Raw genomic sequence first — 24525 nt, 5'->3', positions numbered from 1 at the left:
TTACTCCTATACTAAAGTTCTAATACATAATCTAAGTTAAAATAAATTTTAGCCTATATAATTTTCTATCTTTGCTATCTTAAATGACTAATTCATTAGACAAATACATTCTTACTAATTTAAATTAACACATCACATCATGGCAAAAGGTTTTTTTCAAGTTCCTACTGCAATAAATGAGCCCATAAAATCGTATGCTCCTGGAACACCAGAAAGAGAAGAGGTTCTGGCTACATACAAAGCAATGTACAACTCAACAATAGATGTACCTTTATACATTAATGGTGAAGAAATAAAAACTGGGGATACAGGCACTATGAATCCTCCTCACGATCACCAACATTCATTAGGAATATACCATAAAGCAGAAAAGCAACATATACAACAAGCTATTGACACTGCTATTGAAGCAAGAAAAAAATGGGCCGATCTCCCTTGGGAGCAACGTGCGGCAGTATTTTTGAGAGCTGCAGAACTTATTGCTGGACCATACCGTGCAAAAATCAATGCAGCAACTATGCTTGCTCAGTCTAAAAATATATTTCAAGCAGAAATTGATGCTGCATGTGAGTTTATAGATTTCTTACGTTTTAATGTGGAATTTATGACTCAAATCTATGAGGACCAACCATACTCTACATCTGCTGCATGGAACCGACTAGAATATAGACCGCTTGAAGGTTTTGTATATGCTATCACTCCATTCAATTTTACAGCAATTGCAGGTAACCTTCCTGCTAGTGCTGCTTTGATGGGGAATACTGTTGTATGGAAACCTAGTGACAGCCAAATATATTCTGCAAAAATCATTGTTGATATTTTTAAAGAGGCTGGAGTACCTGACGGAGTAATCAATGTAGTATACGGAGACCCTGTAATGATTACTGATACTGTTTTAGCTAGTTCTGATTTTGCAGGAGTTCACTTTACAGGTAGCACTCATGTATTCAAAGATATTTGGGCAAAAATAGGAGCTAATATCCACAACTACAAGACATATCCTAGAATTGTAGGAGAGACTGGTGGTAAAGACTTCATCATGGCTCACCCAAGCGCTAATGCTAAACAAGTAGCTACAGGAATATCTCGTGGAGCTTTTGAGTTTCAAGGACAAAAATGTAGTGCTGCATCTAGAGCATATATCCCAAAAAGTTTATGGGCAGATGTAGAGAAATTCTTAAAAGAAGACATTGCATCTTTCAAAATGGGATCTCCTGAGGATATGAGTAATTTTATCACTGCTGTAATCCATGAAGGGTCATTTGATAAAATCGCTAAATACATTGATCAAGCAAAAAATGATACTAATGCAGAAATTATTGCTGGTGGTAACTATGATAAATCCAAAGGATATTTCATTGAACCAACCGTAATTGTTACCAAAGATGCTAAATACACAACAATGTGTACTGAGCTATTTGGACCTGTAATTACTATTTATGTTTATGATGACAACCAATGGAACGAAACATTGGAGCTTGTTGACGGTACAAGTGAGTACGCTTTAACAGGAGCGATATTCTCTACAGATCGTTATGCTGCAGCTGAAGCTACCAAAGCATTAGAAAACTGTGCTGGTAACTTCTATATAAATGATAAATGTACAGGAGCTGTAGTAGGCCAACAACCATTTGGAGGCGCTAGAGCATCAGGAACAAATGACAAAGCAGGATCATACCTTAACTTATTACGTTGGGTATCTCCTCGTATGATAAAAGAAACTTTCGTTTCTCCAGCTGATTACAGATACCCTTTCTTAGGAGAGTAATCAACATAAATTAAATAAAAAAGCGCCAAATAGGCGCTTTTTTATTTAATTTATATCATATTTATTTCTATTACATTATGACTATAAGACCCGCACATATAGAAGACCTTCCTGTTTTATTGCATTTTGAGCAAAAAATCATTGAAACGGAACGCCCTATGGACCCAACACTAAAAAAGGGGAAAATATCTTACTATGATATTGAATCTTACATAACCGCAAAACACACAGAGGTTATTGTTGCAGAAATTGATGGTAAAGTCGTAGGAAGTGGATATGGACAAATTAGAGACAGAAAAGATTTTTTTGAACAAAAACAGTTAGGTTATATTGGATTCATATATGTTGAAGAAACCTTTAGAGGTAAAGGCATAAGTCAACAAATACTACAAACACTCAATAACTGGTTTAAAACAAAAGGTATTAAAGAGATCAGACTTACTGTATATGAGAAAAACCCACGAGCTATCAAAGCTTATGAAAAAGCAGGTTTTGAAAAACATTTTGTAGAAATGCGAATAAATCTAAATGAGTAATACCATTTACACTTTGAATTTACCGTAATAAAATTCAAAGTATAACTGATATAAACTTCCATCTACGCCACTTTTATTGCAGACTCCAAAAATCTACAAGTGATACACTCAAAAAAGTATTTACTTTTTTTTAAATTTTATATTTCAAAGGCAAGTACACTACCTTCTTTGTTTCAAAAAAATCCTCCTCAAAATAATCCGAAAGGTTATGCTCTATAGCTTTAGGAAACTGAGCTAATTCTTCAGCCAAGTCCCCTCCTTTAAGATACAAAATACCATTATGCAATTCGTGCTGGCTTTTTTTTGCTATATTTTTTCGTATCCATTTCACAAAATCTGGCATGTTGGTTACAGCACGGCTTACTATAAAATCAAAACGATCATCAAACGTTCCTGCTCTGCGTTGTTCTGCTTTTATATTTGGCAGCTCCAATGCCTGTACCACTTCATTCACCACTTTTATTTTTTTTGCAATAACATCAACTAAATAAAACTGAGTATCTGGAAACAAAATTGCCAATGGTACCCCAGGAAATCCCCCTCCTGTTCCTACATCTAGTATACGGGTATCAGGTTTAAACTGCATAATCTTTGCCACTCCTAAAGAGTGTAAAATATGTCGTTCATACAAAGATTCTATGTCTTTACGAGAAATAACATTAATCTTAGCATTCCATTCTTTATATAATTCTTCTAGTTTCGAAAACTTAATCACCTGTTCATCTGTAAGTTCAGGAAAGTACTTGAGTAAAATGTCCATTTTTAACAAAATAAATTAAAGTGTAAAAATACGTGTTAAACTGATATATTTTACTTCTTTTTAAAGACTTAAAAAAATTTAAATACCTAACTTTACCCAATATTTTTATGACAAACATCGTTTTGTCCTAAATCACAGGACTTATGACTACACCCGATATACGTTTTAGCAGAGTAGATTCAACTAAATTCTTTAAGACACTAAATAAACGTGTTAATCTATATTTTAAAGAAAACAACATTAAGCGAACAGGAAATTGGAGGTTACACTTCAAGACAATTATTATGTTCTCACTATTCTTAACCCCATATTTCTTAATTCTTACATTAGATATTTCTCAATGGTGGATGTTACTACTCACTATTGTAATGGGAGTAGGAATGGCTGGAGTAGGAATGAATGTCATGCATGATGGTAATCACGGATCATATTCTTCAAAAAAATGGATCAATAAACTGATGGGAGGCAGCATGTATATTCTTGCAGGAAATGTATATAACTGGCAAGTACAACACAATGTATTGCATCATACATACACCAATATTCATGGTCATGATGAAGATATGGATGCTGGTAGAATTATTCGTTTCACTAAACATTCAAAATGGAGACGTTTTCATAAGTTTCAACACTATTACTCTATATTCTTATATGGTTTATTAACTTTTAACTGGGCATTGACAACAGATTTCAAACAAACAAAAAATTATCTTGCCCGCAAACTTTCTTATGGTAAACTCCCAAGTCCCTTAAAACAATGGAGCACGGTAGTCATTACCAAAATAATATACCTTATGATCTGGATCGTAGTTCCAATGATCATTATGTCTATTGCTTGGTGGAAAATTTTGATAGGGTTTTTTATCATGCATTATGTTGCTGGACTGATATTAAGTGTTGTATTTCAATTAGCACATATGGTAGAAGAAGCGCAAATGCCTGTACCCGATAAAACAGGAACTATGAAAAACACTTGGGCTATACATCAATTATTTACCACTGTTAATTTTTCAACAAGAAACAAAATAGTTAATTGGTTTACTGGTGGGTTAAACCATCAAGTAGAGCATCATATTTTCCCGCACATAAGTCATATTCATTATTCCAAAATTTCTAAGATTGTAAAACAAACTGCTTTAGAATGCAATCTCCCATATAATGAATATAAAACGACACGCAAGGCTGTTATTGCACACTTTAGACATCTTAAAGAAATGGGAATGAAACCAGCTATACAATAATCATAACTTTTATTTACCAGATTAACAAATGAGCACACAAATATCAGAAACAAACATCCAGTTATCAGACAAAATTAATGCATTAAAAGCATCAGCTACTCTAGCCATGGCAGCAAAAGCACGTGAGCTAAGAGGAGAAGGAAAAGACATTATTGGTTTAAGCCTAGGAGAACCCGACTTTAATACGCCCGATTTCATCAAAGAAGCAGCAATACAAGCGGTAAATGACGACTACAACTCATACACTCCTGTTGATGGTTATGTTGAACTAAAAGATGCAATTATCACAAAGTTCAAACGTGATAACAATCTTACTTATGACAGATCTCAAATTGTAGTATCAACAGGTGCCAAACAATCTCTTTATAATGTTGCTCAAGTATACCTAAACCCTGGAGATGAAGTTATACTACCCTGCCCATATTGGGTAAGTTACAGCGACATTGTAAAACTTGCTGAAGGTGTACCTGTAGAAGTCAAAACTTCTATTGATACTGATTTTAAAATGACGGCTGAACAATTAGAAAAAGCCATTACTCCTAATACAAAAATGTTATGGTATAGCTCACCTTGTAACCCTAGTGGATCTATATACAGCAAAGAAGAATTAAGAGCTCTAGCAGATGTATTACAGAAATATCCAGATATCATTGTAGTAAGTGATGAAATATACGAACACATCAACTATATAGGTAGTCATGCATCAATGGCTGAATTTGACGATATGCACAACAGAACAGTAACTGTAAATGGAGTTGCCAAAGCTTTTGCCATGACGGGTTGGAGAATCGGTTATATTGGAGCACCAACTACAATCGCTCGAGCTTGCAACAAAATACAAGGGCAAGTAACCAGTGGAGCAAATTGTATTGCTCAACGCGCTGTAATTACTGCTCTTGAAGCTCCCGTAAGTAAAATCCAATACATGGTAGATGAGTTTAAGGAACGAAGAAAACTAATCTTAGTCTTATTATCTGAAATCCCTGGTTTTAAATGTAACGAACCAGAAGGTGCTTTTTACGTTTTTCCTGATGTTTCATATTATTTTGGAAAAACTATAGAGGGAACAACTATCAAAAATGCTACAGATTTCTCCATGTTTCTACTGGAAAAAGCTAATGTTGCAACTGTAACTGGTGTTGCTTTTGGAAATGATAATAGCATTAGAATTTCTTATGCCGCTAGTACAGAAGAGATCAAAGAGGCTGTCAAACGAATAAAGAAAGCTATTAGCTAAACACAGTCAACAAAATAAGCCACTAAAAAACCGATTACCTTATAATAAGGTAATCGGTTTTTTTATTTTTTAAGAAAACACAAACAAATTTTAACCTTATTTTACAACATAAAAAAACATTTTTTGATACTAAAAAAACGAAATTAGAGTTATACTTTTTATCATACCCATGAATACTTGTTTTTCACCACAAAGCATATGTTCAGAAAAAACCACTTAACGCCACAATCATTATGAATACTCTAGAAAAAGAACGTATCGTCAAAAAAAATATCCTTCAAATTTTTAAAGAAAATTTTGACGTTTCTCAAACGACAGATGATGAAATTTTAAACATCAAACCAGATCGAGAATTAAGCATTAATTATGCTGTATACTATGAGTCGATATTAGACATCTTTTTTATTGAAGACATGGAACCTGAGAGCATCAAAGGCACCGTAAAAGACACTATCAAAAAAGTTACAGAATTATGGCCTATGATCCCAAATTCTTCATGGGAATGGCAGATGCAATAATATAAATACAGTTATTTTATTAGTGCTATCTATTACGCCAGAAAAATGGGGTTAAAAGTATCAACACTGTAAAAAGCTCTAACCTACCTATCAACATAAGGAAACTACACCACCATTTCCCAAAATCAGGCAATACGTCAAAGTTATTAACTGGGCTAAGCTTACCAAAGGCTGGACCTATATTCCCTAAAGAAGAAGCTGCCCCTCCTATTGCGGTTTCAAAATCTAGCCCTAATGCCCCCAACACAACAGCTCCAATTATAAATGAAAGCATATACAGTATAAAAAAGGCAAGTATATTGAACACGATCTCTTTAGAAACCGCTCTAGTATTATATCGCACAGGTAATACTGCTCTTGGATGCAACGTTCGTTTAAATTCTAAAATCCCATTTCTAATTGTAATCAAGTGTCTCATCACTTTTATTCCTCCTGATGTTGACCCAGCAGATCCCCCTAAAAACATAATCCCGAAGAAAAAAACTGTTAAAAAAGGAGTCCACATGGTAAAATCTGCACTCACAAACCCTGTAGTGGTTATCACTGCCAAGACTTGAAATAATGCATGCCTAAAAGCACTTTCTGCTCTCCCCCACACCATAGGATGATCTATAGAAGAAATCGTTACATCTGCTCTATAATATATCACTACTGCAGCGATCAATGTAAACACAATTACAAAGAGAGAATAAAACTTAAACTCCTCATCTTTAATTATTTTCTGAACTTTTCCTTTAAACCCAAAATAACTAAGTACAAAATTCATACCTGCCAAAAACATAAACAATATAATAATGTACTGTATTATTGGTTGATCATTCCAATAAGCAACACTTGCATTTTTGGTAGAAAATCCACCAGTAGATAAAGTACTTAATGCATGATTAATTGCATCAAAGAAATTCATTCCTGCAAGTTTTAAAAGAATAGTTTCTGCTGCAGTATATCCAACATAAATCAACCACAATCGTTTTGCAGTATCTGTAATTCTAGGATGTAACTTATCTGCACTAGGCCCTGGAGCTTCTGCTGCAAATAGCTGCATTCCACCTATACCTAAAAGAGGTAAAATGGCAATTGCCAATACGATGATCCCCATACCACCAATCCAATGAGTTAAACTACGCCAAAACAAAACACCTTTAGGAATAATTTCAATTTCATTAAGGATAGACGCTCCAGTAGTAGTATACCCAGACATCGTTTCAAAAAACGCATTGGTAATAGATGGTATTGCTCCAGAAAATAAATACGGTAAAGTTCCACTTAGAGACATAAATATCCAACCAAATGTCACTACAATATACCCGTCTTTTTTATTGATTACTTTTTGGTGATTTCTAGTCACAAACATCAATGCAATCCCAACAAACATGGTAGCCAAAGATGCCATCATAATTTGTAATGTAACGCCATCTTTATATATAAAGCTAACAATCGTTGCCATCAACATAAACCCACCATTGCAGAGCAACAAAAGCCCCATGATATGTGAAATAATCCTATAGTTTACCTTGTACATATTAGAGGAAAAGCTTTTCTATTTTTTTTATTGATTTTGGCAAACAACATACTACTACCCTGTCTCCTGCTTGAATATAAAAATCTCCCAGAGGGATCATTCCTTCTCCATTTCTAATAACTCCTGCAATTATAGCCGATCGTGGAAAGTCTAAGTCTTTTATCAAATTATCACTCACCTCTGATGTAGATTTCACAACAAACTCTAACAGCTCAGCATTCATATTATTAAGTTTGGTCATCGCAACAACCTCTCCTTTTCTAATAAATCTAAAGATATTATTGGCAGCCAAAAGTTTTTTATTTATCAATGTATCTATTCCAATAGAATGAGACAACTGAAAATAATCCATATTCTCTACAAGAGCAATTGTTTTTCTTACTCCTTTAGATTTTGCTACCAAGCAAGACATAATATTAGTTTCAGAATTACCAGTAACCGCAATAAAAGCATCCATCGCATTAATACCTTCTTCTTGCAACAGCTCTACATTGCGTCCATCACCATTTATTATCATTGCATTAGGCAAATCATCTGCCAGATCAAAAGCTTTTTCTTTATCTTTTTCTATTAGTTTTACTCTAAATTTATGATCACAAAGATCGAGAGAGGTTTTATAACCTATCTTACTACCTCCTAGGATCATAACATTTTTGATTTGTTCTTTTACCTTTCCTGTCAACTTATAAAGTTCTTCTACCCCTCCCTTTGAAGTTACAAAATACACTTGATCATTTTCTTTGAAAGTTGTATCGCCTCTTGGTATCAAAGTATATTGAGTCCCATAGCGTTGAATAGCTATAGGCATAAAATGTAGTTCCGGAAACACTTCTGCCGCCTCTCTTACTGTTTTCCCAACAAACAAAGCTTCTTTTGATAAGGTTGTACCCACCATAGTTAACGCTCCATTCTCAAACTCGTAACTATTATGGAATGCTGATTGATTAAGAAGCAACTCTATCTCACTAGCAGCTAGTGCTTCTGGAGAAATCAGCTCATCTATACCAAATTTAATAAACCCTACTTCTTCTTTGTTTTCTATAAATTCTGTGTTAGAAATCCTTGCAATCGTTCGTTTAGCTCCAAGTTGTTTTGCTAATACACATATCGTAATATTTGTAGTCTCGCTAGAAGTAACACTGATCACCATATCAACATTATCTACTCTTGCCTCTTTTAGAATGGCAATAGAAGTAGAGTCTCCTTTGATAACCCTAATATCCAAATGTGTATCTGCATAATTAAGGCATTCCTTATCTGTATCTATAAGTGTGATATCCTGAGACTCAAACGAGAGAAATTTGGCCAAATGAAATCCTACCTCACCAGCTCCGGCAATAATGATTTTCATTGGTTAAGTTTATTGTTTTTCATCTAATCTATAGGTAAAGTAAAACCAAGACATATTATTTATGTTGAAATAGTAAAAAATCTACATCTTAGCATATAAAAGTCTACAAAGATAATGTAAATTGGCTAACTGGTAAAATCTAGACACACACTAGCACCTAACTCTCTACAAAACAACCCATATCATTGCATAATTATTGTAAAAACCATCTATATTCATCTTAAAAAAACGAATACAAAACTTCTTTTCCACCAGAAATTAAGGATTCTTTCATTACAAATAGACTCTCTACTTTTTTTTCTTCTTACTAATAAGATATCATATAGAAGGTATTCTACCCATAGTATATTTTTTGCTTAAAGAGAAAAACTCAGGATAAGTTCAATATCAAAAATGTATATTTGCCTAAATTTTTTGAATGTCAGAAAAAATAACTCCATATAAAGACAAAACCAGATCTAAAAAAGAACAGGTTGCAGAGATGTTTGATACTATATCAGAAGACTATGACGGACTAAATCGTGTTATTTCTTTTGGTATTGACATCAAATGGCGAAAGAAAGTGGTTCAACTTGTTGGCAAAACAAATCCAAAAAGAATATTGGATGTTGCTACAGGAACTGGTGATCTTGCAATTAATCTATCACAAACTGGTGCTTCTGAAATTATAGGTCTTGACATTTCTAGTGGAATGCTAGAAATAGGGAAACATAAAATCGCAGAAAAAAAATTAAACACCATTATTAGTATGGTTCAAGGGGATAGTGAGAATCTACCTTATAAAGAAAATTATTTTGATGCAATTACAGTAGCGTTTGGAGTACGAAATTTTGAAAATCTTGAAAAAGGCCTTTCAGAAATTCTTAGAGTGCTTAAACCTGGTGGTATTTTTGTCGTCCTAGAAACATCTATACCAACTAAGGCACCATATAAACAAGGCTACAACCTCTATTCTACAAAAATCCTCCCCCTTATCGGACGGTTATTTTCTAAAGACAAAACTGCTTATTCATACCTAAGCAAAAGTGCTGCTGCTTTTCCTTATGGAGAAGCATTCAACAATATTTTGAAAAAAATCGGGTTTATAGAAGTCAAAGATAATCCTAGAACTTTTGGCGTTGCAACTATTTATACCGCAACCAAAAAATAAAAAAGCACAAAAAAGTGACTAAGATAATCGTAGTCCCAAAACAAATGACAAGGAAGATATAAACTAGTAAAAGGTTAATTTTAATTTACATGAAAAGAATATTTATCTTACTAATTGTTTTAGCATGTACTCAAAACCTGAGCGCACAGCTATTTACTAAAGAAAAAGTACAAAATCTCCAGAATTTTGATAAACCACGATTTAGTTATGGTTATATTCTTGGGTTTAATTTTTATGATTTTAATTTTGATTATACCGCAGATGCTCCACTAGACACAGATATTATACATGATGCCTCAACGGGGTTTAGCGTTGGACTCTTAGGGAACATGAGAATAAATGACTATCTAGACTTGAGATTAGAACCAATGGTAACATTCAATACCAGGAATTTAGAATTTTCTAACCCTGAATTTACTTCAAACCTTCAGTCTGTAAGAGAAGTTAAATCTACATATGTTCACATCCCGTTATTACTAAAGGTATCAACAAAAAGAATCAACAACATAAAACCTTTTATTGTTGGAGGTGTTTCTACCTCTATAAATTTATCCAGTAACGAGGATAACCCTGATGATAATAGTGCTGGGCAATTTAGAATGAAAACAAACACTAATTACTATGAAATTGGTTTTGGTGTAGATTTATATTTACACTATTTTAAATTTACGCCATCAATAAGAGGTGTCTTTGCAATGTCTGATGAGCTCATAAAAGATAACGACCCTAATAGTCCTTATACTTCTACTATAGATAAAATGTCTACAAGAGGAGTATTTATAAACTTTACTTTTCAGTAGTTATAAATCATGGTCTTTTGAATTCATTGAGAACTATAGCTGTTGCCGTAGCTACATTTAAACTTTCTGTTTTTTTATGTAATCCAAATCGTGGTATTGTAATTCTATCGGTAATCAATTCTTGTATTTCAGAAGAAATCCCGTTTGCTTCATTCCCCATAACAATCACTCCATTCTCAGTCAATTTCTCTTCATAAATAGAGCGTCCATCCATAAAAGTTCCAAAAACTCTCACATTTGATTGTTTTGAATTTAAAAAATCTTTCAAATCCAAATAATTAATATTCACTCTTGTTATTGACCCCATAGTTGCTTGAATAACTTTTGGGTTATAACAATCTACTGTTTGCATGGAGCAAACCAAATCTTTAATTCCAAACCAATCACACAACCTAATGATAGTTCCCAAATTACCAGGGTCACGTATATCATCTAATACCAAAATAACCCCTTCTGATCTCACTTCTTCAGATTTAGGCACATAAAAAAGAGCTACAGCCACCTGAGGTGTTGTCAAAAAACTAATCTGTTTTAACTCTTCCTTGGTTGTACTCCACATTAATTCTTCGGGGCAATCAAAGATATTTGCTTCTGTTGTATAAACAGAATGAAGCTTAAATCCAGCTTCTAACAGTTCTTTTATTACTTTTTTACCTTCTACAACAAACAACCCATGTTGTTTTCGGTACTTTTTTTGATATAAACTATTTATTAGTTTCTTTTGGTTTTTGCTAACCATACAAATAATGTATTTTTGAATCAATGAATAAATTCGGGTTGAAACACTTTCTGACAAAAATATTATTAATTACGCTAACTATCGCTTTTTTATTTTCATGTAATGCGGTAAAAAGAGTACCAGAAAAAAAGTACTTACTAGACAACAATCAAATTTTTGTTGATAGTACTAAAAGCAAAGACCCTAAATTGTATAGTCAATTATACCAAAAACCAAATATCAAACTACTAGGAATCCCTATTAGACTACATATATATAATCTTGCTAAAACAAATCAGGATTCACTATATCAAGATTGGCTGACCAGAACACCAAATCGAGAAAAAAAATTAATAAAATTGCTATCCAAAAAACAAGTGGATCGATTAGGCGTAGGACTGCACCGTATTAATGAATGGCTAAAAAGCACTGGAGAACCTCCTTCTATAATAAATGAATCCAAAGTCAAACGTTCTGTAAAAAGACTTCAGTCATATTATTGGAACAATGGATGGTTTAATAATAAAATAGATTATAAAATCACAAAAGAGGACACTAAAAAAGCCTCTGTAGATTACTTTGTAAAACCTCATCATCCTTATTTTATTGATTCTCTAAACACTAAAATTGCTTCTAAAGTTGCAGATTCTATATATAGACTTCATATAGACAAGTCTGCTATTATTTCTGGACAACAATACAAAACTCTGGATCTAGAATCTGAACGCGAACGACTAACCTCTCTATACAGAAACTCAGGGTTATTTCATTTTGAGAAACAATTTATAAAATTTGATGCAGATACTATTGGTACTGACCATAAAGTAAACCTCAATCTACTAATAAAAAATCGCCCTGTTACCATTGGAGATTCTACTACGAGAGCTCCTTTTAAGGTCCACAAAATAAGCAAAGTAAATGTTTTTACTGATTACTCTTATCAAAACAGAAATCAAAAACCCAAAGACAGCACTTCTTATAAAGGCTATCATATTTATGGTTTTGATAAGATAAAGTATACTCGTAAAGCAATCACAAATTCTGTCTTAATTACTCCTGGTAAAATATTTAGAGATAAAGATCGTACACTTACTCATAATCAAATCAACAACCTAAGAACGTTTAAATATCCAAATATAAGATACAAGAACGACCCAAAAGACCCAACAGGAAAAAACCTTATTGCCAATATTCTACTAACTCCTAGAAAAAAATATAGCACTAACATAGATTTTGATATATCAACTTCAAATATTCAAGCTTTTGGAATTGGTTTTGGAGGATCTCTCCTAATACGTAATATTTTTGGAGGGGCAGAAATTTTAGAGATCTCTGCAAGAGGAAGTATCGGTTCTTCTAGTGATGCTGTAGATGGAGGAGAGAAGTTCTTTAATATATCTGAAGTAGGTACTGACGTAAAATTAACTTTTCCCAAAATAATATTCCCTCTAAAGACCAATAAAATTATTCCTAAATATATGTCTCCTGTCACCAATCTTATTTTTGGGATGAATGTTCAACAAAACATTGGTCTTGATAAACAGAATGCCACAGGAGTCTTTAATTATAGATGGAAACCTAATAACATAGTAACTAATCAGCTTGACATTGTAAATGTACAGTATGTTAGAAACCTAAACACTAGCAATTACTTCAATATCTATAATGCTTCCTACAGCAAACTAAACAATATTGCCAATCAAGTTCTTGAGCCAAGTTCTGCATTCTTTTCTCAACCAAATGATGGCGTTTCTACCTCATTAAGTATTCCTAGAGGCGCTAATGGATTTATTGCTCAATCGCTAAGTCCAAGTCCAAATCCTAATTTCGATTTAATCGCTAGTCAAATACAAGAAATACGCAATATCAATGAACGAAAAGTTCGCCTTACCGAAGACAACTTAATTTTTGCTTCTAGCTACACATACACAAAAAATAATAGAGAAAACTTATACGACGAAAGCTACTCTAGATTCAGAGCAAAAGTAGAACTCGCAGGAAATGTACTAAGGACCATTTCTAACCTTGCTAGCTTAAAAGAAAATTCTAATGATCGTTTTGAAATATTTGGTGTTGAGTTCTCTCAATATGCAAAAACAGAACTGGATTATATAAAACATTGGGATCTGGGAAGAAAAAATATAATTGCTTTTAGAGCATTTGGTGGTATTGCGATTCCTTACGGCAATGCCAATAGCATTCCTTTTGCAAGAAGTTTCTTTGGAGGAGGACCTAATGATAACCGAGCATGGCTAGTCTATGATTTAGGACCAGGAAGTAGTGGCGGAAGAGATGAATTTAATGAAGCTAACATGAAAATTGCATTAAATGCAGAGTATCGCTATAATATTTTAGGATCACTTCATGGGGCTTTATTTGTTGATGCTGGAAATATCTGGAATGCTCTTGATAGTGTAGAAGAAGAAGACGCTGTCTTTTCTAGACTAGATGACATACAAGAAATAGCTGTTGGAACTGGTTTTGGGCTTCGATACGATTTTAACTTTTTTGTTCTAAGGCTTGATGTTGGCTTCAAGACATTTAACCCTGCAAGTGATGAAGACAAAAGATGGTTTAAGGGGTATAATTTTTCTGAGGCTGTCTATAATTTTGGAATCAATTATCCATTTTAATTCTTATCAATTAAATAATACAAGTACAAAAAAACAATTACTTTTTACCTAAAAAACAATAGGTTAGCTTCAATATTCAATGATTCTTCTAATCGTGTCGGTTTCTGTATTATTTTACTATTTTTGTAGCCTTATAAACCAAAACTAAATTATGAGTCACAACATCAAACCAGGAGTTGCTACAGGAGACGAAGTGCAGGCTATTTTTAAATATGCCAAGGAAAAAGCCTTTGCGTTACCTGCAGTTAATGTAATCGGTTCTAATTCGATTAATGCAGTTTTAGAAACTGCTGCAGATTTAAATTCTCCTGTTATCATTCAATTTTCTAATGGTGGCGCCCAATTTAATGCAGGAAAAGGGCTATCAAATGAAAATCAAAAATCTGCAATAGCAGGAGCTGTTGCAGGAGCTAAACATGTACATTTAATGGCAGAGGCCTATGGGGTACCTGTAATTTTGCATACTGACCACTGTGCAAAAAAACTACTACCTTGGATTGACGGTTTATTAGATGCTGGAGAAATCTTTTACAAAGAAACAGGAAAACCATTGTATAGTTCTCATATGATCGATTTGTCTGAAGAGTCAATCGAAGAAAATATAGAGATTTGTAAAGAATACTTAGCTCGTATGAGTAAAATGGGTATGACTTTAGAAATAGAACTAGGAATCACTGGTGGAGAAGAAGACGGAGTAGACAATAGTGATGTAGATGACTCTAAATTATACACACAACCAGAAGAAGTTGCCTATGCATATGAAGAGCTAAGCAAAGTAAGTGATAAATTTACAGTAGCTGCTGCTTTTGGTAATGTACATGGGGTATACAAACCTGGTAATGTAAAATTAACACCAAAAATTCTTAAAAATTCTCAGGAACATATTTCAGAAAAATATGGAGTCGAACATAACCACATCGATTTTGTATTTCATGGAGGAAGTGGATCTACACTAGAAGAGATTAGAGAAGCGATTGGATATGGTGTTATTAAAATGAATATTGATACTGATCTTCAGTTTGCTTTTAATGAAGGGATTCGTGATTATATGATAAATAATATCGAATACTTAAAAAAGCAAATAGGAAACCCTGAAGGGTCTGAAGAGCCTAATAAAAAATATTATGATCCTAGAAAATGGTTACGAGAAGGTGAAGTCACTTTCAAAAACCGTCTAAAAAAGGCATTCGAAGATTTAAATAATGTAAACACATTATAACTATTGAAAACCAAAGCTGAAACTCATTCGTGACGTTTCAGCTTTTTTTAATTATAACTTTATGGCTTGGTTTAAGAGAACACAAAAAGGTATACAGACTGCTACCGAAGATAAAAAAGATGTCCCAAAAGGACTTTGGTACAAATCTCCTACAGGAAAAATTGTAGATGCAGAACAACTTGAAAAAAATTTCTATGTAAGCCCAGAAGATGGGTATCATGTAAGAATAGGTAGTAAAGAATATTTTGAGATATTATTTGACGACAATAAATTCAAAGAACTTGATAAGAATATTACTTCAAAAGACCCTCTTAAATTCGAAGACAAAAAGAAATATGTCGATCGTATCAAAGAAGCTCAAGAAAAAACAAATCTTAAAGATGCTGTAAGAACAGCAGTAGGAAAATCTTGTGGTAAAGATCTGGTTATTGCTTGTATGGATTTTTCATTTATCGGAGGATCAATGGGAAGCGTTGTAGGTGAAAAAATTGCCCGTGCCGCCAACTATTCACTCAAACACAAAGTTCCTTTTATGATTATCTCTAAATCAGGAGGTGCTCGTATGATGGAAGCTGCATTATCATTAATGCAATTAGCAAAGACATCTGCAAAACTAGCACAATTAGCTGACGCTGGAATACCATACATATCATTATGTACAGACCCAACAACAGGAGGTACTACTGCCTCTTTTGCAATGCTAGGTGATATCAATATTGCCGAACCTGGGGCCTTAATCGGTTTTGCAGGACCTCGAATTGTAAGAGATACTACAGGAAAAGAATTACCAGAAGGCTTCCAAACTTCTGAGTTCCTAAAAGAACATGGGTTTCTTGATTTCATAACCCCAAGACATGAATTAAAACAAAAGGTAAATCTCTATTTAGATCTGATTCTAAACAGACCTTTAGCAAATTAAACACATTACTTTCTATATAATAACAAACCCGACTTTATGTCGGGTTTGTTTATTCATAGCATCACAAAATGAGGGATTCACCCCTTACCAAAAGGGATATTAAACTCTTGCTTATCAGCTATTTATCTTATATTTTTGCTACCTAAAGCATTTAGATAATAAGAGAAATATTATTTTCTCATCTATAGCTTCCTCCCCTTATCATAGTCCCCTATCTAGAATTTTACTCATAATTCGAAAAATAATAAGACCATGAAAAGAAGCACTCTTATCACGAAATCTGATTCATACGTTTTAACATCAAAACTTCTACCTAATAAAAAACCTAGCGTACTTAAGACCTTACTCACTAAACCAGAGATTACAAACCCCAATGATTACACTAAAAATACGTTCAAAAATTTACTTGAAGATTTGCAAAGTATAGGTATTTCTTCATTACAATTCTTGAATTCACTATCTAATTATAAATTAAATGACATTTCAGAAATCGTTGGCTACCTTGATATTGTAACCAATAAAAAAAACTATCATCCTGAAAACTTGTTACTACACTATAAACTACTAAGCATAATTCCTTCTAAACACTATAAAGCGTTATCAAAACTTCTCAAAGAGAGTTACTACAATAGTAGTTTTTCTGAAAATACCGTGTCTTTTATTGAAAGTGAAAAAATAACAAAGATTCTTGATGAAATTTTATTTCAATATATGGGATTATTATCTGGTAAAGCTGAGTCCATCTCAAAAAACATCAATCTTACACTAAGAAGCAAAATACGATTACTAGAATCAATTGGATCATTTCTATCAGAAGATCCTACTATTGGTATTTATTTTCAAAAAATCAGCACTTATGGAGACTTACATTCCTATTATAAAAATGACAAAATCACCCAAGAAGTAGTAAGAAAAATATCTTATAAAGGGTATGACACAGATTATATAGTTTTCAACTCTTCTTTAATTCAAAGTATTGGTCCCAGCAAACTAGAAAAACAATCTGAATGGGATATAAGATTACTAGACATTATCAAAAAAATATTGGGAGGCAAAAACGAAAAACCAGAAATAGACATTAAACAAAATAGAAACAAATTATTCAATACAATCAAAGAACCTTATTCTTTACTCAAAGAGAAAAAAGATAAAAATGCAGCTTTAGAAATCATTCATTGTATTACCCCTGCCCTAGACAAAGGTCATTCTATATTAAAAAAACAAGATGATTTTAATGATGAAACTCAAATTAACAATCTTAAGTTAGAATTAGACTACCTCAAAGACATTCTTCAAAATTATGATGGTGAACTCCCAAAACCAAGAAAACTATATGCAACCCGAAGTTCAAAAAGCTTACCAGAATTACTGTTTGACAACAAGCGATTATCTTGCTGTATATTCAAGCCTTCAGGGCTTTTTCACGGAGAGATAACCCGTTTAACACTTAATCCAACAACTCCAATCATTGAATTTTGGCTGGAACCTTATCAGGAATTTCTAGGAATAGCCACATTGTACCTAGGAGTAAACAAATCTGATCAAAAAACTATATTAGTAGATACGGTAGAGTATGATAATCGCCTTCTTGAATTAAGAGGTAATAATGGTACTATGAAATTTATTCTAAACTCAATAGTAATTGATGCTCACCAAGCAGGAAGTAAAAAAGTAATTGTCTTTGCCGCTCCCTATGGCAAACCAATAAATTTTGTTAACTACATAAAAAACCATAGAGAGAAACAATCTAGCATCACTTACCATAAAGAGTATTATTTTGAATCTGTAGACCCTAACAACACAGCCCTTCACTCTTCTTACACCTCCAAACATCATTATACTGTTGCTCTAGGATACAATACTCCATTAAAAGGCGTCATTGATTATGGATTCACTCAAGTTGGCATAAACAAAGTAGAGAAACTAATGGATGGAAACACAGGAGTATTTGAAATTGATGTAGAAGCTTTTATTAAAGAGAATAAATTGACCACACAGATCTCTAAAAAAGAAAAAACGAGTTTTTATAGTCCAACAATGTCAATTGATCGTCGTCCTGATTATCATAATACCACCATTAAAGAAAGAAAAAAAGAAGTCATCGATGAATACACCATCACACTTGGTAAAAAAATTTCTAACCCTTCCATTGAAATTATTGACAAAACATTTGATGATGCATTAATAGACAAACTCATGTCTATTGAAAAAAGTTCTTTCTCTAATGAATTAAGATACTGCTCTGATGATATTAAAAAAAGGCTGCAACAAAAAGCATCTCAAATACTAATGATTTATGAGAACAAAACACCTATTGGCTTTATTTTATCCTACATAAGTCCATACCTACCAAATGACATTATATATCTAGACACTATAGGTATAATTGCAGAAAAACAAAATCTAGGATTAGGACAAATTGTATTGCAGTTATATTCAAAGCTTTCACTTTTTGAAGGTTTCTCGCAAATATATGTTCTTACAGAAAAAGGAAATAATTCTGAAAACCTACTTAAATTTTATAAAAAGAATGGATTTGAAGTAACTTCTAATTATTCAAAATCAAACAGCAATCTTTTAATCAAATCACTTTCATTAAAAATACCAGAAAACACAGTCTATTTTGATCTGTTAAAAAAAGAACTTGTAGCCAACCTAAAAAACACCATTGCATCTCCTGAAGTAGAGATATTATTAAATTTAGACCACAATGCGCTTCAAACAGTTATTGATCTTGAAAAAGAATTTGATGTTGATTTACGATATAACAAAGAAGAATTAAAAGAAAGATCAAAGTACAACGATATATTTCTTGCTATTATAAAAGATAATAACATCCCCATTGCATCGAGCTTATGTTATTACGATCCTTCTTTATTAGGTCACACTATATTTTTTGATACCATGTGTATCAGAAAAAAATACCAATCCAAAGGAATCGGTAAATTGATTGTAAAAAGTATGCTGCGTATTTCTAAACTATCAAAATATTCTCAGGCTTTATTCTACTGTAAAACACATAGCAAAGAAGGAATCAATCTCATAGAGTTTTATAAAAAACTAGGAGCAAGAGTAGTAGAGGTCTTAGAGACTAAAACCAAAATGATATTTCCTGTTCAATAAATTTTATTACAACACATTATCAAAAAGAGAATGTATCAAACATTAATAAATCGTTTTATAGTCACTACCTTAAAACCATCACTGATAGCATTTTATAATCTGTATAGTTATTAATAAGCTTCGCCATTTTTTGACATAAGATGTAAATCATAATTCAAAAAACACTATATTTGCACGCTGATAGCAAAACGTTATCAATACATAAAAATCATTTAAATAATATTGGAATGTATTTAACAAAAGAAGTTAAAGAAGAAATTTTTTCAAAACACGGTAAGACAAAAAGCGATACTGGTTCAGCAGAAGGTCAGATCGCATTGTTTACACACAGAATTACTCATCTTACTGAGCACTTAAAAAAGAATCGTAAAGATTATAATACAGAGCGTTCTTTAGTAAAACTAGTAGGTAAACGTAGAGACTTGCTTGACTACCTTAACAAGAAACACATCATGAGATATCGTGCTATTGTAAAAGAATTAGGATTGAGAAAGTAATAAAAGAGAGGCTGCGCGCCTCTTTTTTTTATTGTAATAAATTAAAAAACATCTATTCTTTTTCAGAAGTTTAGATGCATGCCTTAGTTTTTCATTGGTTGCGCAATTACAACAACAACAACAACACAACCTTGTCCGCCCAAGTAAGACGGAAAACCAATGTTTAATTAACTATATCAGATATTATCTATATGATTAAAACTGATATGTTAGAATCAAAAAAATATGATTCCAAAAGTTTATAAAGAGGTCATAGACCTTGGTGACGGTAGAGAGATATCTATCGAAACTGGAAAATTAGCAAAACAGGCACATGGCTCTGTTGTTGTACAATCTGGCAAGTGTATGTTATTATGTACAGTTGTTTCAAATTACAAACAAAGTGATGTTGATTTTCTACCATTGACTGTAGATTATAGAGAAAAATTTGCAGCCGCAGGTCGTTATCCTGGTGGTTTTTTCAAAAGAGAAGCTAGACCAAGTGACGGTGAAGTACTAACAATGCGTTTAGTAGATCGTGTATTACGACCATTATTCCCAAAGGATTATCATGCTGAAACTCAGGTAATGATCCAATTGATGTCTCATGATGACGATGTTATGCCAGATGCTATGGCAGGATTAGCCGCATCTGCAGCAATACAATTATCAGATTTCCCTTTTGAGTGTGCTATTTCAGAAGCACGTGTAGGACGTATAAATGGTGAATTTATCATCAACCCAACACGAGCGCAACTAGAAGAATCAGACATCGATATGATGATTGGTGCTTCTGCAGATTCTGTAATGATGGTTGAAGGTGAGATGAAAGAGATTAGTGAAGAAGAAATGGTAGAAGCCATTAAATTTGCGCACGATCACATAAAAATACAATGTGCTGCTCAGATTAAATTAGCAGAAGCCTTTGGAAAAAAAGAAGTTAGAGAATACGAACCTGAAAGAGAAGAAGAAGATCTAGCTAAGAAAATTCATGATATGGCGTATGATAAAGTATACGCAATAGCAAAAGCTGGTTCTTCTAAAAAGGAACGTGGCTTAGCTTTTTCTGAAATAAAAGAAGAAATAACTGCTACTTTTTCTGAAGAAGAACTAGAAGATTTTGGTGATTTAGTATCCAAATATTTTTACAAAGCAGAAAAAGCTGCTATTCGTGATCTTACTTTAAACGAAGGATTACGTCTAGATGGTCGTAAGACTGATGAGATCAGACCAATCTGGTGTGAGGTTGATTACCTACCTTCTACCCACGGTTCTTCTATATTTACAAGAGGAGAAACTCAAGCACTAGCAACAGTGACTTTAGGAACTTCTAGAGAAGCAAATCAAATTGATATGCCATCTTATGAAGGAGAAGAAACATTCTACCTTCACTATAACTTCCCTCCTTTCTGTACCGGTGAAGCAAGACCAATTCGAGGAACTTCTCGTAGAGAAGTAGGTCACGGTAATTTAGCACAACGTGCCCTAAAAGGTATGATTCCTGCCGATTGCCCATATACTGTGCGTGTAGTATCAGAAGTTCTAGAATCTAATGGTTCTTCTTCTATGGCAACCGTATGTTCTGGAACTATGGCCTTGATGGATGCTGGTGTACAAATGATAAAACCAGTTTCTGGTATTGCTATGGGATTAATTTCTGATGGTGAAACAGGAAAATATGCTGTTTTATCTGATATCCTTGGTGATGAAGATCACTTAGGGGATATGGATTTTAAAGTAACTGGTACTGCTGATGGTATTACTGCTTGCCAAATGGACATCAAAGTAAAAGGGCTTTCTTATGAAATCCTTGTAAATGCCTTGAAACAAGCTGCTGATGGTCGTTTACATATTCTTGAGAAATTGACAGACACCATTGAAACACCAAATGCAGATGTAAAAGCACATGCTCCAAAGATGGTTACCAAGACAATTCCTGGAGACTTTATTGGTGCATTGATTGGACCTGGTGGTAAGGTAATTCAAGAATTACAAAAGACAACTGGTACTACTATCGTTATCAATGAAGATCCTGTTACAGAAGAAGGAAATGTAGAGATTCTTGGTACAGATCAAGAAGGAATCGATGCTGTATTAGCCAAGATTGACTCTATTACTTTTAAACCAGTAGTAGGTAGTGTATACGAGGTTAAAGTAATCAAAATGCTTGATTTTGGAGCTGTAGTAGAATATCTGGAAGCTCCTGGTAATGAAGTTTTACTTCATGTTTCAGAATTAGCGTGGGAACGTACAGAGAATGTTAGCGATGTTGTAAACATGGGTGATGTTTTTGATGTAAAATACTTTGGTATTGACTCTAGAACACGTAAAGAAAAAGTTTCTAGAAAAGCATTACTACCAAGACCTCCTAGGCCTGAAGGTAGTGATAAGCCAAGAGGAGACAAAAGACCTCCTCGCAAAGAGCAAAAAGATAATTAATTATCTATAAAAACAGAAAATGCCTTCAAAATATTGAAGGCATTTTTTTTTGCATATAATTCATTTTCTAATAAAAACATCTTTACTTCCTCTAGAATAATAGCTTTAACCCTTTCTACAAAATATCCTTTTATTAATTCCAAAAACGAAACATCTAAAACATTAAAAAACAATTGGTACGGCAAAAAAATAAAAAAAAACAATGTTTTTGTAACATTTCTATAACATATTACGTATAATAAATAAAAAGCCCTAAATATTCACAATTAAACTTCAAGGAGAACATAGATGAGACAACTTAAAATTACGAAGCAGGTAACGAATCGTGAGACTGCATCGCTGGATAAGTATTTGCAAGAGATAGGAAAAGTAGACCTTATTACTGCGGATGAAGAAGTAGAATTAGCACAGCGAATTAAAGCTGGTGATGAGAGAGCCCTTGAAAAATTAACAAAGGCAAACCTTAGATTTGTGGTATCTGTTGCAAAACAATATCAAAATCAAGGACTAACCCTTCCTGATTTAATTAATGAAGGTAACCTAGGGCTTATAAAAGCTGCTAAACGTTTTGATGAAACCAGAGGTTTTAAATTCATATCCTATGCTGTATGGTGGATTCGTCAATCTATACTACAAGCTTTGGCAGAACAATCACGTATTGTGCGTTTGCCATTAAACAAAATTGGATCGATCAATAAGATCAATAAAACATATGCTTTCTTAGAGCAATCTCATGAGCGCCCACCAAGTGCTGAAGAAATTGCAAAAGAGCTAGATATGACGATTAATGATGTCAAAGAGTCTATGAAGAATTCTGGTCGTCATGTAAGTATGGATGCTCCCCTAGTTGAAGGAGAAGACTCAAACCTATATGATGTATTAAATTCTGGGGAATCTCCTAATCCTGATAGAACTTTATTGCATGAATCGCTACGTACAGAGATCGAGAGAGCTCTGGAAACTCTTACACCAAGAGAAGCAGACGTAATACGATTATACTTTGGTCTTGGAGATCAACACCCTATGACTCTCGAAGAAATAGGAGAAACTTTTGACTTGACTCGTGAACGTGTTCGCCAGATCAAAGAAAAAGCTATTCGAAGATTAAAACATACATCTAGAAGTAAAATATTAAAGACTTATTTAGGATAAATTCCTAAATTGCGACTACAAACAGTTTTATAACATAACTGTTCGTTTTTTGATTGATGAATGACCTCCAGCTGATTACTGGAGGTTTTTTCATTTATAAAATTATGACTACCCTATCAGGAAAACGTAATTATCCTCAAAATCTACTACCAGAGATTACCTTTTAACAGTTAAACAAAACCTCATAAAAAAAGAAATTATTTTCTTTTTTTACGGAAAGCCATACGTTTTTTACGGAAACCCATAAATAACTAAAAAACAATATGTTAATATTAAAAAAACGTCATAATAGAAGTCTTATAACTCTAGTAAAAGTGTTACAAAATTTGTATCTTTAAGTACCCCACCTCCTTCTAACATTAAAACGACTTATTATGAGATACATAATCAGTTATGTAAGTACAGCTAGTCCAAGCATATCAAATTCTGATATAGAAAAGCTTGCCGCTTATGTTGGCCATTACAACAATACTATTGGAATAGGAGGTATTTTAATATGTTCTGACCGAAATTTCTTCCAGATTCTTGAAGGAAAAGAAGATACCGTCAAGAATATGTTTGAACGTATAAAAAAAGATACCAGACACCACAATATCATTAAGATGCTTGACCAAGAAATGGGTAATACTTCTTTCTCAGAATATCATTCTCCATTTACTGTCATATCTGACAAAGAAGATCAAAACAAACTACAGCAATTTCTAAAAAAGAAAGAAACCAGTAATCCCGAACATTACAAAAGTATTTCTTATCTAGCTCATAAATTTATAAAAATCACATAGTGTATTATTAATTTTTCTGGCATAAGAAATATCTAACAAACCATAGCGACTGATTATCAAAATGATAACTCTACACATATAAAGCATGGGGTCTTAAAAAATTTAAAAACAGCGTTTTATTAATTCCATTTGAGAACTTGTATAATTTAAAACTTAAATAGTATTTTTGCCCAAAACAACA

General features: G+C 33.1%; 19 protein-coding genes. 15 read left to right on the top strand and 4 right to left on the bottom strand.

What is annotated here, in order from left to right:
• Positions 1 to 139 precede the first annotated feature (139 nt).
• Positions 140 to 1768 carry an L-glutamate gamma-semialdehyde dehydrogenase gene (pruA, locus tag CVD18_RS04655; RefSeq protein ID WP_103864281.1) on the top strand — a complete coding sequence of 543 codons (1629 nt, stop codon included), beginning with the start codon at positions 140 to 142 and terminating at the stop codon, positions 1766 to 1768.
• 77 nt (positions 1769 to 1845) lie between these two features.
• A complete protein-coding gene (locus CVD18_RS04650) occupies positions 1846 to 2304 on the top strand; it encodes a GNAT family N-acetyltransferase (protein ID WP_103864280.1) in 459 nt (152 codons plus the stop codon).
• A 130-nt stretch (positions 2305 to 2434) separates the two neighbouring features.
• On the opposite strand, the gene rsmG is transcribed toward CVD18_RS04650, so the two are convergent.
• Positions 2435 to 3064, bottom strand: coding sequence for a 16S rRNA (guanine(527)-N(7))-methyltransferase RsmG (gene rsmG, locus CVD18_RS04645; RefSeq protein ID WP_103864279.1), 630 nt, complete (start codon positions 3062 to 3064; stop codon positions 2435 to 2437).
• A 143-nt stretch (positions 3065 to 3207) separates the two neighbouring features.
• Here rsmG and CVD18_RS04640 point away from each other — a divergent pair, with 143 nt between their 5' ends.
• From CVD18_RS04640 to CVD18_RS04630, 3 genes are all read left to right on the top strand, one after another.
• Positions 3208 to 4305, top strand: coding sequence for an acyl-CoA desaturase (locus CVD18_RS04640; protein WP_103864278.1), 1098 nt, complete (start codon positions 3208 to 3210; stop codon positions 4303 to 4305).
• A 28-nt stretch (positions 4306 to 4333) separates the two neighbouring features.
• Positions 4334 to 5542 (top strand): pyridoxal phosphate-dependent aminotransferase, encoded by a 1209-nt coding sequence (locus CVD18_RS04635; RefSeq protein WP_103864277.1) that lies wholly within the window; start codon positions 4334 to 4336, stop codon positions 5540 to 5542.
• Positions 5543 to 5775: 233 nt separating this feature from the next.
• Complete coding sequence (locus CVD18_RS04630; protein WP_103864276.1) at positions 5776 to 6060, top strand: hypothetical protein; 285 nt, start codon at positions 5776 to 5778, stop codon at positions 6058 to 6060.
• Between the two features lie 25 nt (positions 6061 to 6085).
• Here the strand turns inward: CVD18_RS04630 and CVD18_RS04625 are convergent, their stop codons facing one another.
• Both CVD18_RS04625 and trkA read right to left on the bottom strand, forming a co-directional pair.
• Positions 6086 to 7582, bottom strand: coding sequence for a TrkH family potassium uptake protein (locus tag CVD18_RS04625; protein WP_103864275.1), 1497 nt, complete (start codon positions 7580 to 7582; stop codon positions 6086 to 6088).
• 1 nt (position 7583) lies between these two features.
• The gene (gene trkA, locus CVD18_RS04620) at positions 7584 to 8933 is read right to left on the bottom strand and encodes a Trk system potassium transporter TrkA (protein ID WP_103864274.1); all 1350 of its coding nucleotides are present in this window, start codon (positions 8931 to 8933) and stop codon (positions 7584 to 7586) included.
• 418 nt (positions 8934 to 9351) lie between these two features.
• Here trkA and ubiE point away from each other — a divergent pair, with 418 nt between their 5' ends.
• Together ubiE and CVD18_RS04610 are read left to right on the top strand one after the other, a co-directional pair.
• Positions 9352 to 10083 (top strand): bifunctional demethylmenaquinone methyltransferase/2-methoxy-6-polyprenyl-1,4-benzoquinol methylase UbiE, encoded by a 732-nt coding sequence (ubiE, locus tag CVD18_RS04615; RefSeq protein WP_103864273.1) that lies wholly within the window; start codon positions 9352 to 9354, stop codon positions 10081 to 10083.
• An 89-nt stretch (positions 10084 to 10172) separates the two neighbouring features.
• Positions 10173 to 10883: a porin family protein gene (locus CVD18_RS04610; protein ID WP_103864272.1), complete on the top strand. Its 711-nt coding sequence runs from the start codon at positions 10173 to 10175 to the stop codon at positions 10881 to 10883.
• Between the two features lie 7 nt (positions 10884 to 10890).
• Here the strand turns inward: CVD18_RS04610 and CVD18_RS04605 are convergent, their stop codons facing one another.
• The gene (locus CVD18_RS04605; protein ID WP_103864271.1) at positions 10891 to 11622 is read right to left on the bottom strand and encodes an RNA methyltransferase; all 732 of its coding nucleotides are present in this window, start codon (positions 11620 to 11622) and stop codon (positions 10891 to 10893) included.
• A gap of 23 nt (positions 11623 to 11645) precedes the next feature.
• Here CVD18_RS04605 and CVD18_RS04600 point away from each other — a divergent pair, with 23 nt between their 5' ends.
• The 8 genes from CVD18_RS04600 to CVD18_RS04565 all read left to right on the top strand — a co-directional run bounded on the left by CVD18_RS04600 (position 11646) and on the right by CVD18_RS04565 (position 24344).
• Positions 11646 to 14234, top strand: a complete 2589-nt coding sequence (locus CVD18_RS04600; protein WP_233194470.1) for a BamA/TamA family outer membrane protein — start codon at positions 11646 to 11648, stop codon at positions 14232 to 14234.
• 151 nt (positions 14235 to 14385) lie between these two features.
• Positions 14386 to 15453, top strand: a complete 1068-nt coding sequence (gene fbaA / locus CVD18_RS04595; RefSeq protein WP_103864270.1) for a class II fructose-bisphosphate aldolase — start codon at positions 14386 to 14388, stop codon at positions 15451 to 15453.
• A gap of 61 nt (positions 15454 to 15514) precedes the next feature.
• Positions 15515 to 16372, top strand: coding sequence for an acetyl-CoA carboxylase, carboxyltransferase subunit beta (gene accD / locus CVD18_RS04590; RefSeq protein WP_103864269.1), 858 nt, complete (start codon positions 15515 to 15517; stop codon positions 16370 to 16372).
• Positions 16373 to 16624: 252 nt separating this feature from the next.
• Positions 16625 to 19495 (top strand): GNAT family N-acetyltransferase, encoded by a 2871-nt coding sequence (locus tag CVD18_RS04585; RefSeq protein ID WP_103864268.1) that lies wholly within the window; start codon positions 16625 to 16627, stop codon positions 19493 to 19495.
• 227 nt (positions 19496 to 19722) lie between these two features.
• Positions 19723 to 19992: a 30S ribosomal protein S15 gene (rpsO, locus tag CVD18_RS04580; RefSeq protein ID WP_103864267.1), complete on the top strand. Its 270-nt coding sequence runs from the start codon at positions 19723 to 19725 to the stop codon at positions 19990 to 19992.
• A 225-nt stretch (positions 19993 to 20217) separates the two neighbouring features.
• A complete protein-coding gene (locus CVD18_RS04575; protein ID WP_103864266.1) occupies positions 20218 to 22410 on the top strand; it encodes a polyribonucleotide nucleotidyltransferase in 2193 nt (730 codons plus the stop codon).
• A 288-nt stretch (positions 22411 to 22698) separates the two neighbouring features.
• The gene (locus tag CVD18_RS04570; RefSeq protein WP_024772554.1) at positions 22699 to 23562 is read left to right on the top strand and encodes an RNA polymerase sigma factor RpoD/SigA; all 864 of its coding nucleotides are present in this window, start codon (positions 22699 to 22701) and stop codon (positions 23560 to 23562) included.
• A 374-nt stretch (positions 23563 to 23936) separates the two neighbouring features.
• Positions 23937 to 24344: a BLUF domain-containing protein gene (locus CVD18_RS04565; RefSeq protein WP_103864265.1), complete on the top strand. Its 408-nt coding sequence runs from the start codon at positions 23937 to 23939 to the stop codon at positions 24342 to 24344.
• The last annotated feature ends 181 nt before the right edge of the window (positions 24345 to 24525 follow it).

The organism is Aquimarina sp. I32.4 (assembly GCF_002924285.1).
In the GTDB taxonomy this organism is placed as follows: domain Bacteria; phylum Bacteroidota; class Bacteroidia; order Flavobacteriales; family Flavobacteriaceae; genus Aquimarina.
The sequence above is the reverse complement of the archived record's forward strand: the minus strand, read 5'-3'. Positions and strand labels throughout refer to the sequence as shown.